The sequence below is a fragment of the Streptomyces sp. SirexAA-E genome, from assembly GCF_000177195.2.
In the GTDB taxonomy this organism is placed as follows: domain Bacteria; phylum Actinomycetota; class Actinomycetes; order Streptomycetales; family Streptomycetaceae; genus Streptomyces; species Streptomyces flavovirens.
Genome location: NC_015953.1, coordinates 5940835 through 5952594, shown reverse-complemented (window position 1 = coordinate 5952594; position 11760 = coordinate 5940835). Strand labels below are relative to the sequence as shown.

The 11760-nt window shown below is 71.9% G+C and carries 9 protein-coding genes; 7 read left to right on the top strand and 2 right to left on the bottom strand.

The genetic code is table 11. From position 1 onward, the window contains the following. Positions 1–22 precede the first annotated feature (22 nt). A complete protein-coding gene (locus SACTE_RS26150; RefSeq protein ID WP_014049026.1) occupies positions 23–1405 on the top strand; it encodes an FAD-dependent oxidoreductase in 1383 nt (460 codons plus the stop codon). A gap of 68 nt (positions 1406–1473) precedes the next feature. On the opposite strand, the gene hemE is transcribed toward SACTE_RS26150, so the two are convergent. Continuing rightward, positions 1474–2544 (bottom strand): uroporphyrinogen decarboxylase, encoded by a 1071-nt coding sequence (gene hemE, locus SACTE_RS26145; RefSeq protein ID WP_014049025.1) that lies wholly within the window; start codon positions 2542–2544, stop codon positions 1474–1476. A gap of 90 nt (positions 2545–2634) precedes the next feature. Between hemE and SACTE_RS26140 the strand changes: the two genes are divergently transcribed. The 6 genes from SACTE_RS26140 (at position 2635) to SACTE_RS26115 (ending at position 10246) form a co-directional block, all read left to right on the top strand. Then, entirely contained in the window at positions 2635–3294 is a 660-nt protein-coding gene (locus tag SACTE_RS26140) for a DUF3000 domain-containing protein (protein WP_026359103.1), read from the top strand. Between the two features lie 218 nt (positions 3295–3512). After that, the gene (locus SACTE_RS26135; RefSeq protein WP_014049023.1) at positions 3513–4175 is read left to right on the top strand and encodes a response regulator transcription factor; all 663 of its coding nucleotides are present in this window, start codon (positions 3513–3515) and stop codon (positions 4173–4175) included. A gap of 117 nt (positions 4176–4292) precedes the next feature. Then, positions 4293–5567, top strand: a complete 1275-nt coding sequence (locus SACTE_RS26130; RefSeq protein ID WP_014049022.1) for a ribonuclease D — start codon at positions 4293–4295, stop codon at positions 5565–5567. A gap of 241 nt (positions 5568–5808) precedes the next feature. Further along, positions 5809–7029 carry an acetyl-CoA C-acyltransferase gene (locus SACTE_RS26125; RefSeq protein ID WP_014049021.1) on the top strand — a complete coding sequence of 407 codons (1221 nt, stop codon included), beginning with the start codon at positions 5809–5811 and terminating at the stop codon, positions 7027–7029. Next, complete coding sequence (locus SACTE_RS26120) at positions 7026–9155, top strand: 3-hydroxyacyl-CoA dehydrogenase NAD-binding domain-containing protein (RefSeq protein ID WP_014049020.1); 2130 nt, start codon at positions 7026–7028, stop codon at positions 9153–9155. The genes SACTE_RS26125 and SACTE_RS26120 overlap by 4 nt, the downstream gene beginning before the upstream one ends. A 122-nt stretch (positions 9156–9277) precedes the next feature. Next, complete coding sequence (locus SACTE_RS26115; protein WP_014049019.1) at positions 9278–10246, top strand: endonuclease/exonuclease/phosphatase family protein; 969 nt, start codon at positions 9278–9280, stop codon at positions 10244–10246. 80 nt (positions 10247–10326) lie between these two features. On the opposite strand, the gene SACTE_RS26110 is transcribed toward SACTE_RS26115, so the two are convergent. Beyond that, on the bottom strand, positions 10327–11715 hold the full coding sequence (locus SACTE_RS26110; protein ID WP_014049018.1) for a hypothetical protein: 1389 nt from the start codon (positions 11713–11715) through the stop codon (positions 10327–10329). Positions 11716–11760: the final 45 nt, after the last annotated feature.

The window sequence follows — 11760 nt, the reverse complement described above, 5'->3', positions numbered from 1 at the left end:
CACTTCGACGAAGGGAGCCGGCATGGCGGCGGAGCGACTGGTGGTCATCGGGGGCGACGCGGCGGGCATGTCCGCCGCGTCGCAGGCCCGCAGGCTCAGGGGACCCGACGAGATGAGCATCGTCGCCTTCGAGCGGGGCCACTTCACCTCCTACTCCGCCTGCGGTGTCCCCTACTGGGTCGGCGGCGACGTCGAGGGGCCGGACGCCCTCGTCGCCCGTACGCCCGAGGAGCACCGGGACCACGCCATCGATCTGCGGATGCGCACCGAGGTGACCGGGATCGACGTCGCCGGGCAGCGGGTGCGGGCCCTGGACCGCGAGAGCGGTGAGAGCTACTGGACGGGCTTCGACAAGCTGGTGATCGCTACGGGGGCCCGCCCGGTCCGCCCGGAGCTCCCGGGGATGGACGCCCCCGGGGTGCACGGGGTGCAGACCCTGGACGACGGCCAGGCGCTCCTGGAGACGCTGGAGCGGACCACGGGCCGGCGGGCGGTCGTGGTCGGCGCGGGCTACATCGGCGTCGAGATGGCCGAGGCCATGCTCAAGCGCGGGTACGAGGTGACGGTCCTGAACCGGGGCGCGCAGCCCATGGCCACCCTCGACCCCGACATGGGGCGCCTGGTCCACGAGGCGATGGACGGCCTGGGCATCACCACGGTCAACGGGGCCTCGGTCACCAGGATCCTCACCGGTGACGACGGCCGGGTCTCCGGGGTGGCCACGGACGACGCCACCTACCCGGCGGACGTGGTGGTGCTCGGCATCGGCGTCGAGCCGGAGACGGGCCTGGCACGCGCCGCCGGCCTGCCGACCGGGCCGAACGGCGGGCTGCTGACGGACCTGACGATGCGGGTGCGGGGCCATCACAACATCTGGGCGGGCGGCGACTGCGTCGAGGTCCTCGACCTGGTGGCGGGCCGCACCCGGCACATCGCGCTGGGCACCCACGCCAACAAGCACGGCCAGGTCATCGGGTCGAACGTCGGCGGCGGCTACGGCACGTTCCCGGGTGTCGTGGGGACGGCGGTGAGCAAGGTCTGCGACCTGGAGATCGGCCGCACCGGGCTGCGTGAGAAGGACGCGGCGGCGGTGGGGCTGCGCTATGTCACGGCGACGATCGAGTCGACCGGGCGGGCCGGCTACTACCCGGGGGCCCGGGCGATGACGGTGAAGATGATCGCCGAGTACCGCACCGGGCGGCTGCTGGGTGTGCAGATCGTGGGCCGGGAGGGGGCGGCCAAGCGGGTCGACGTGGCGGCCGTGGCGCTGACCGCCGGAATGACGGTGGAGGCGATGACGGCACTCGACCTCGGTTACGCCCCGCCGTTCTCCCCGGTCTGGGACCCGGTGCTGGTGGCGGCACGCAAGGCGGTGGCGGTGGTACGGGCGGCCGGCAGCGCCTGACGGACGGCGATTTCCGGCCGAATTCCGGGGGCCCGGGGTGCCTGTCGGCGGCCCGGGCCCCGGTGCGGTCAGTGCGCGGTCTGCTCGTGGACGTACTCCACCAGGCGCGTCAGCGCGTCCGGGTCGGTCGTCGGCATGACGCCGTGCCCCAGGTTGAAGATGTGGCCCTCCAGACCGGCGGCGGCGTCGAGCACCTCCCGGGTCTTCGCCTCCACCGTCGCCGTCGGCGCGAAGAGCACGGCGGGGTCGAGGTTGCCCTGGAGCGCCTTGCCCGGGCCGACACGGCGCGCGCCCTCGTCCAGAGGGACGCGCCAGTCCACCCCGACCACGTCGGCGCCGGCCTCGCCCATCAGGCCCAGCAGCTCGCCGGTGCCCACGCCGAAGTGGATGCGCGGGACGCCGTACCCCGCGACCGCGTCGAACACCTTCGCGGAGGCGGGCAGCACGGAGCGCCGGTAGTCGGCGGGGGCCAGGGCGCCCACCCAGGAGTCGAAGAGCTGGACGGCGGAGGCACCCGCCTCGATCTGCACCTCGAGGAACGCCCCGGTGATCTCCGCGAGGCGGTCCAGCAGATCGGCCCAGAGCTCCGGGTCGCCGTACATCATCGCCTTGGTGCGCTCGTGGTTGCGGGACGGGCCGCCCTCCACGAGGTAGCTCGCGAGGGTGAACGGCGCCCCGGCGAAACCGATCAGCGGGGTGGCGCCGAGCTCGGCGGTGAGCATGCCGATGGCCTCGGTGACGTAGGAGACGTCCTCGGGCGTGAGGTCGCGCAGCCGGGCCAGGTCGGCGCGGGTGCGGACGGGCTCGGCGATCACCGGGCCGATGCCGGGCCTGATGTCGAGGTCGATGCCGATCGCCTTGAGCGGGACGACGATGTCGCTGAAGTAGATCGCGGCGTCGACCTTGTGGCGGCGCACGGGCTGGAGCGTGATCTCGGTGACCAGCTCCGGCATCATGCAGGAGTCGAGCATCGCGATGCCCTCGCGGACCTTGAGGTACTCGGGCAGCGAACGCCCCGCCTGGCGCATGAACCACACCGGGGTGTGCGGCACGGGCTCACGCCTGCACGCCTTCAGGAAGGCCGACTCATGGGTGGCGGATGTCGTCTGCAGGCCCGAGGGGCTGTCGTTGGCACTCACACCTGGAATCTTCGCATGGAGCGGCAAGGAGCCGCCCCGGCCGGGTGTCCTTCCCTGCGCGACGCCCCGGTTCCGCCTACTCTTCCCCGCATGGCTCCGGCTCAGGGACAATTTTCCGATCATTCCGAAGGCGCCGACACCGAGGGGAGCGGGGAGGGCGAGTTGGTCCCGCCCGCGTTCCGGTCGGCGGTCGAAGGGCTGCGCTCCGCGCAGCTGCGCCCCGAACTGGAGGTCGAACCGACACGGCCGCCCCAGCGGCTCGCACCCCACGCCTACGCCGTGGAGGCCGCGGTCGTGGACGGGGACGAGGACCTCGCCGACGGGCGCCTGGTCCTCCTGCACGATCCGTCCGGGCACGACGCCTGGAAGGGCACGTTCCGGCTCGTGACCCTCGTCCGGGCGGAGCTGGAACCGGAGATGGCCGCCGACCCGCTGCTGCCCGAGGTCTGCTGGACCTGGCTGACGGGGGCCCTGGACGCCCGGGGCCTGGCGTACGGGGAGGCCGGAGGCACCGTGACGCGCGCCGGCTCGCACTACTTCGGCGCGCTGTCCGCGCGCCGGCCCGCGACCCAGATCGAGATCCGCGCCTCCTGGACTCCGCGCGAGGGCCGCAGCGGGGTGCCGGACGTGGCGGCACACCTGGCCGCCTGGGGGGATCTCCTCTGCCAGCTGGCCGGCCTGCCGCCGTCGGAGTCGGCCGACGCGGCGGTGGTGACGCTGCCCCAGCGGCGGGGGCCCCAGATTCCGTAACGGTGCGTCACATTCGGGAGAGCCGGTCGCACAGGCACCGGCTCTCTTTTCGTACAATCGATCGCGCGTCCGATTTGCCCGAATTGTTACTCACCAAATCGTGATCTTCCCCTAAAGGAGCACGGCCCCGCTGCCGAAGAGGTCAATGACCCGTCAAGCACGGTTCCCCCGGCTTCACCCCCCGAGCCGGCCCGTCCCGCCACTTCCCAGGAGGCCTGGTGTCCGTTCTCCTCGAGCAGCCCGCAAGCCTGGTCGCCTACCGCCCGAACAAGCCGACGGCCATGGTCGTCGTGGCCGACCCGCGCGTCCGTTCCACCGTCACCCGCCATCTGTGGGCACTCGGAGTTCGTGACGTCATCGAGGCGTCGTCCATCGCGGAGGCCCGCCCCCGCGTCGGCAACCCACGCGACATCTGCGTTGCCGACGTCCACCTGCCCGACGGTTCCGGGCTGACCCTGCTGTCCGAGACCCGAGCCGCCGGCTGGCCGAACGGTCTGGCCCTGTCCGCCGCCGATGACATCGGCGCGGTGCGCAACGCCCTCGCGGGTGGTGTGAAGGGCTATGTCGTCACCGGCACCCGGACCAACATCGGCCACCCCGGCCGTCCCGGTATGGCACCCATCGGTGCCAACGCCGCCCGTATGCACCGCAGGCCGCCCGGGTCCCCGAGCCACCCGGGCGGCTACCGCGAACTGTCCGGACGCGAGGTGGAGGTGCTCCGCCTGGTCGCCGAAGGGCAGTCCAACAAGGCCATCGGCGTCTCGATGGGCCTGTCCGCACTCACCGTCAAGAGCCACCTCGCCCGCATCGCCCGCAAGCTCGGCACCGGGGACCGCGCCGGAATGGTCGCCGTCGCCCTGCGCACGGGCATCATCCACTGACCCCGCGACCCCGCCCGGCACCTGCGCGGACACGCACCCGGCCGGTTCACGTGCACGGCGCACGCCGACGGAACGTTCCGTCGGCGTGCGCCGTGCATACACAGATACCCTTGGCATGTGACCGACGCCCAAGAGACCGCAGCAGACACATCACTGCGAACCACCGGGGGCGCTCCCCCGGACGACGTCGCCCCGGCGCCGATCCCCTTGCTCGAACCTCGCGAGGGCATTCCCCCGGTGGTGGCGACCGACGACGCCCTGGCCGGGGTCGTCGCTGCGTTCGCCGCGGGGACCGGCCCCGTCGCCGTCGACGCCGAGCGGGCCTCCGGCTACCGCTACGGGCAGCGCGCCTACCTCGTGCAGCTGCGCCGGGAAGGCGCCGGGAGCGCGCTGATCGACCCGGTGGGCTGCCCGGACCTGTCCTCGCTGGGCGAGGCCCTGACCGGTACGGAGTGGATCCTGCACGCCGCCACCCAGGACCTGCCGTGCCTGCGCGACATAGGCATGGTCCCCACCTCGCTCTTCGACACGGAGCTCGCCGGACGGCTGGCCGGATTCCCGCGCGTCGGCCTCGGCGCCATCGTGGAGAACCTGCTCGGGTACGCCCTGGAGAAGGGCCACTCCGCCGTCGACTGGTCCACCCGCCCGCTCCCCGATCCCTGGCTGCGCTACGCCGCGCTCGACGTCGAGCTGCTGGTGGACCTGCGGGACGCCCTGGAGGCGGAGCTGGAGCGCCAGGGCAAGCTGGAGTGGGCCCTGGAGGAGTTCGACGCGATCGCCTCGGCGCCGCCCGCTCCCCCGCGCAAGGACCCCTGGCGCCGGACCTCCGGGATGCACAAGGTGCGCCGCCGCCGCCAGATCGCCGTCGTACGCGAGCTGTGGACAGCCCGGGACCAGGTCGCCCAGCGCCGCGACATCTCGCCCGGCAAGGTGCTGGGTGACGCCGCGATCATCGAGGCGGCCCTGGCCATGCCCGTCAACGCGCACGCCCTGACCGCACTGCCCGGTTTCGGCCACCGCATGGGACGCCGCCAGCTGGAACAGTGGCAGGCGGCCGTCGACCGGGCCAGGGCGCTGCCCGAGTCGGAGCTTCCGCAGCCCGGCCAGCAGCCGGCCGGTCCGCCGCCCCCGCGCGCCTGGGCCGACAAGGACCCGGCCGCCGCGGCCCGTCTCTCGGCGGCCCGCGCCGCGGTCTCCGCGCTCGCCGAGCAGCTGCACATGCCGCAGGAGAACCTCATCACCCCGGACACCGTGCGCCGGGTCTGCTGGGAGCCGCCGAGGGAGCTGACGCCCGGAGCGGTGGAGACCGCGCTCGCCGGGTACGGCGCCCGCCGCTGGCAGATCGAGCAGGTCGGCCCGCTGCTGCTCCGTGCGCTGGCGACCGAGGCCTGAGCGTCCCCGGAGGGGCGGGCCGGCGGCCAGGGGCCGGGCCGCACGGCCCGGCCCCTTTCGTGTACATCCGCCTCGGGCGGGTGCACGGCGGGCACCCGCGGGCACACGTCGGCATGTGACCTTCGACGCTCCGGGCACGGGGGGTGGGCAGCTTGGTTACCCGCAAGTAGCATGAGGGGCGTGGCGCGCTCATCGGCGCGCCCCGCAGCAGTGCCATCCCGCACCCTGGAGGAGAGCCACCGTGCCTCGTACCATCCGGGACGTCGTCTTCGTCGACGGCGTCCGCACCCCGTTCGGCAAAGCGGGCCCGAAGGGCATCTACCACGAGACCCGCGCCGACGATCTCGTCGTGAAGGCCATCCGGGAGCTGCTGCGCCGCAACCCGGACCTGGACCCCGCGAAGATCGACGAGGTCGCCGTCGCCGCGACCACCCAGATCGGTGACCAGGGTCTGACGCTGGGCCGTACCGCCGGGATCCTGGCCGGTCTGCCGCAGTCGGTCCCGGGCTACTCCATCGACCGCATGTGCGCCGGTGCGCTGACCGCCGTCACGTCGACGGCCGGTTCCATCGCCTTCGGCGCGTACGACGTCGTCGTCGCCGGTGGCGTCGAGCACATGGGCCGCCACCCGATGGGCGAGGGCGTGGACCCGAACCCGCGCTTCGTCTCGGAGAAGCTGGTCGACGAGTCCGCCCTCTTCATGGGCATGACCGCGGAGAACCTGCACGACCGGTACCCCTCGATCACCAAGCAGCGCGCCGACGAGTACGCGGTCCGCTCGCAGGAGAAGGCCGCCAAGGCGTACGCCGACGGCAAGATCCAGCAGGACCTGGTGCCGGTCGCGGTGCGCCGCACCAACGCCGAGGGCGGCGAGACGGGCTGGGGCCTGGTCACCGCCGACGAGCCGATGCGTCCGGGCACCACGCTGGAGAACCTGGCCGGCCTGAAGACCCCGTTCCGCGCCCACGGCCGGGTCACCGCCGGCAACGCGGCCGGGCTGAACGACGGCGCCACCGCCTCGCTGCTCGCCGCCGAGGACGTCGCCCGCGAGCTGGGCCTCCCGGTCAAGATGCGCCTGGTCTCCTACGCCTTCGCGGGCGTCGAGCCCGAGGTCATGGGCTACGGCCCGATCCCGGCGACGGAGAAGGCGCTGGCCAAGGCCGGCCTCTCCATCGACGACATCGGCCTCTTCGAGATCAACGAGGCGTTCGCCGTCCAGGTGCTCGCCTTCCTGGAGCACTACGGCATCGCCGACGACGACGCGCGCGTCAACCAGTACGGCGGCGCGATCGCGTACGGCCACCCTCTGGCCTCCTCCGGCGTCCGCCTCATGACTCAGCTGGCCCGCCAGTTCGAGGAGCACCCCGAGGTCCACTACGGCCTGACGACCATGTGCGTCGGCTTCGGCATGGGCGCGACGGTCGTCTGGGAGAACCCGAACTTCGACGGAGGCACCAAGTGAGCTCCACCACCGAGCTTCTGAAGGGCGCGGCCGAGCTGTTCCCCGGCGAGGTCGTCACCGAGGCGCACGTACGCCACCTCGACCTTCCGGGCGGCGCGGGCAGGTTCGCCCTGATCACGCTGGACAACGGCCTGGACCACACCAAGCCGACCACCATCGGCCCGCAGTCGCTGGCGAACCTCAACGCCGCCATCGACCAGGTCGAGAAGGAGGCCGCCGAGGGCACCGTCACCGGTGTCGGCGTCACCGGCAAGCCGTTCATCTTCGCGGTCGGCGCGGACCTCAAGGGCGTCGAGCTGCTCAAGAACCACTCGGACGCGCTGGCCATCGGCAAGGGCGGCCACGACGTCTTCCGGCGTCTGTCCTCCCTCGCGGTCCCGACGTTCGCGTACTACAACGGCGCGGCCATGGGCGGCGGTGTGGAGATCGGTCTGCACTGCTCGTACCGCACCGTCTCGCAGGCCATCCCGGCCTTCTCGCTGCCCGAGGTCTTCCTCGGGCTGGTCCCGGGCTGGGGCGGCTGCGCGCTGCTCCCCAACCTGATCGGTGCCGACCGCGCCGTCTCGGTGATCATCGAGAACGCGCTGAACCAGAACCGTCAGCTCAAGGGCAAGCAGGTCTACGAGCTCGGGATCGCCGACGCGATCTTCGAGGGCGCGGACTTCCTGGAGCAGTCGCTGCTGTGGACCGCGTCCGTCCTCAAGGGCGAGATCGCCGTCGAGCGCCCCGAGGTCGACCGCGGGGATGCCTGGGACCAGGCCGTCGCCCGAGGCAAGGCGATCGCCGACTCCAAGGTGCACGGGGCGGCCCCGGCCGCGTACCGCGCGCTGGAGATCATCGGCGCGGCCAGGAGCGGCGACCTGGGGGCCGGCTTCGACGCCGAGGACCAGGCTCTCGCCGACCTGATCATGGGCGGCGAGCTGCGGTCCGGGATCTACTCCTTCAACCTGGTCCAGAAGCGCGCCAAGCGCCCGGCCGGTGCCCCGGACAAGTCCCTGGCCCGCCCGGTCACCAAGGTCGGCGTGGTGGGCGCGGGCCTGATGGCCAGCCAGCTCGCGCTGCTCTTCCTGCGCCGCCTGGAGGTCCCGGTCGTCCTCACGGACATCGACCAGGAGCGGATCGACAAGGGCGTGGGCTACGTCCACGCCGAGATCGACAAGCTGCTCGGCAAGGGCCGCGTCAACCAGGACAAGGCCAACCGCCTCAAGGCCCTGGTGACCGGTGTGCTGGACAAGGCGGAGGGCTTCTCCGACGCCGACTTCGTCATCGAGGCCGTCTTCGAGGAGATCGGCGTCAAGCAGCAGGTGTTCGCGGAGGTCGAGGCGGTCGCCCCGGCGCACGCGATCCTCGCCACGAACACCTCGTCCCTCTCGGTCACCGAGATGGCGTCGAAGCTGAAGAACCCGGAGCGGGTCGTCGGCTTCCACTTCTTCAACCCGGTCGCGGTCCTCCCGCTGCTGGAGATCGTGCGCGGCGAGCAGACCGACGAGGCCTCGCTGGCCACGGCGTTCGGTGTCGCCCGCAAGCTGAAGAAGACCGCGGTGCTGGTGAAGGACGCCCCGGCGTTCGTCGTCAACCGCATCCTCACCCGCTTCATGGGCGAGATCCAGAACATCATCGACGAGGGCACCCCGGTCGAGACGGCGGAGAAGGCCATCGAGCCGCTCGGCCTGCCGATGTCCCCGCTGGTGCTGCTGGAGCTGGTCGGCCCGGCCATCGGCCTGCACGTCTCCGAGACCCTGAACCGCGCGTTCCCCGAGCGCTTCACGGTCTCCGAGAACCTCGCGGCGGTCGTCAAGGCGGGCAAGCGCGGCTTCTACGTCTACGACTCCGGCAACCCGGAGCTGGACCCCGAGGTCGCCGCCCTCCTCGAGCAGGGCGACACCGTCCTGACGGAGGACCAGGTCCGCGACCGCGTCCTGGACGCGGTGGCGCAGGAGATCGGCCTGATGCTGGACGAGGGCGTCGTCGCCGAGGCCCAGGACATCGACCTCTGCCTGATCACCGGCGCGGGCTGGCCCTTCCACCTGGGCGGCATCACGCCGTACCTGGACCGCGAGGGCGTCTCCGAGCGGGTCAACGGGAAGAAGTTCCTGGAGCAGGGCGTGGCGAGCGTTCTGGCGTAGCACGCACACAGTGACGGCGGGCCTGCGACTCTCTTCGCACGGCCCGCCGTTCCTGTCCCCGCGTCGCACGCGGGCTGTGGAACGATGGTCCTTCCGTCTCTCCGACGCAGCGAAGGATCTCCGTGCCCGTACGCACCCGCGCAGCGGCTGCTGTCGTCAGCGTCGTGGCCCTGCTGGCGGCGGGAGCGGTCTTCGCGGGCCTGGCCACGCACGAGGCCCCCGGCCCCCGGGAGGCACGTGGCCCGACGGTCCTGCGTGTCGTCACCTGGAACGTCTGCGGCGAGGCGGGCGGGAAGCGCGGCGAGGCGGGCTACTGCCCCTACCGGAACTCTCCCGCGGAGAAGGTCGAGCAGATCACCGAGCTGGCGCACGAGCGCGACGCGGATGTGATCGCCCTCCAGGAGATCTGCGGGGGCGCTGCGGGCAGCCACCTTTCGCTGCTGCGGACGGCCTTGGGCCCTGAGTGGTCCGTCCGCCGTGCCGAGGGGGCACGCCCCGACGGCCGCACCCGGTGCCGCGGCGGCCTCTCAGGGCACCTCGGCGTGGCCATCGCGGTCCGCGGCAAGGTGGTCGGCGCCCGGTCCCGGAACGTTCTCCCGCCGGACCCCGCGGGCCACAGCCACGAGACCCTGCCGGTGCTGTGCGTCCGCGTGAGCGGCTGGTCGTACACGCCGTGCACCACGCACATACTCCCCGGCGAGGAGCCACGGGTGCTGGAGCAGATCACCGGGGTGCGGGACTTCGTGCGGCAGGAAGACCGTCCCACCGTACTGACCGGGGACTTCAACCGGAACTCGGGTGCCGCCCAGCTGAAACCGCTCGCCTCCGCGTTCACCGAGTGCCCGGGGCTGCTCGGCACCGGACAGGGCACATCCACCTATCACCAGTGGATGCCCGCGGAGGGTACCCACTCCTTCCACACACTCGACCACGTGTTCGTCAGCAAGGCGTCCGAGGTGCGAGCGCCGTTCGCCCGGTGCGGTGTCGACCGGGACCGGATGGACACCACGCCCAACGAAGCCGGCGGTGTGGAGCCCGACGGCTACTCGGACCACGCTCCTGTGTTCGCCGACATCCGGACGGGCGGCTGAGCCGTCCGCAGACGCGGTCCCGCGCGGACGAGCGGGCCCTCGGGTCAGCGACGACGCCCCGGGGGGCGGACCCGCCGGTCTCAGGGGCCGGCGAAGGGGTGGTGCTCACACGCGTCGCCACCGCACGGCAGCCGGGATCCCGCCGACTCCCTGAGCCAGTTTCCGTCCGGGACGCCGAGGACCCTGAAGGTGCGGCGGGCCGGTTCGGAGTGGATGGCGCTGAAGACGGAGACGAACTCAACGGTGTGGAGTCCCGGCCTCCAGTCGTGTGGGTGGGTGACGTTCCACGTGCCGTCGTCGCGAACCGGCGCTTCGGCGATCATCCGTTCACCCTCCAGCACCATCACCTTCCTCACGCCCTTCGGCGCGGTTCCCGAGAAGCGGGGCCGTGGACCGCTCCACGCTCCCTCCGCGGGACCGTTGACCCGCGGGGGCGCGATCCGGTCCAGCACGGTGAAGGGGAGCTCGGCTGCGGGTGAGACGCCGTGTTGCGTCAGACCGACCGCCTGGAGCAGGTGGTCCCCCTCGGGCCACTGCACGGCGCGTCGCCACTTCCACGTGCCGTCCGGCCCGACGCCCGTGCCTCCCGCGTATACGCCGTTCGCGAAGAAGAGGACGTAATCCGTACCGGGGTGGACCGTGCCGCTGAACTTCGGCGATGCGCCGACGAGCGCCGCCCTGTCCGGCTTCGCGATCGCCGGTGCGGCGCCGGTGCGTTCCGTGGCGTAGAGCGCGTAATCCGGATTCTCCACCGTGAATTCCGGCAGCACCGGTGGATAGACGGCGGGGACCAGGGTTTCGGGACGCACGAGGTCCTCGGGGAGGCCCGGCAGTGTGTGAAGGGCGGATGCGAACATCTTCGCGACCTCCCGAGCACCCGCCTCGTTGAAGTGGGAGGCGTCGATGATGCCTTCCGGGTGGTTCGGGTGCTCGCCTGCATCGACCCAGCGGAAGAACTGCTTCGCGCGTGTGGGGCCGAGGCCCCGCAGGAAGTCCGTGGTGAGGGCGTTCAGGTCGACGAGCGGAGACTCCGTCTCCGCCGCGACCTGCCGGACGACGTCCGGATAGCCGTCACGCGTGTCGAGCACATTGCCGTCGACGTCGAACGTACAGCGGGCGGCGGGGGTGACGAGCACGGGAACGGCGTTCTGTGTGCGTATTCCCTCCACGTACAGCCGGAGGTATTCCCTGAACTCCCTGTGGCTGTGGTAACGGATCACCATGTTGATCCGCTGCTCCACACCGCCGAAGTCGACGGCCACGACGTCGCCCGGCTTCAGCATGTTCAGCAGGGCGACGAACCGGCCGGGATAGTAGTCGCGGGCGGTCATCGCGTCCCGCGCGTAGTTCTTCACTTCCCACTGATCCGTGAAGAACTCGGCCAGGTACTGGCCCCAGCCGGCCAGCGGCGACTCCGCGGGTGTCCTGGACGCGGCGACGGAGTTGCCGACGATGCAGATCTTCCTCATGACGTTCTGTTCCTCATTGGCCCTGTTGTCCTGGCATGGATCCGA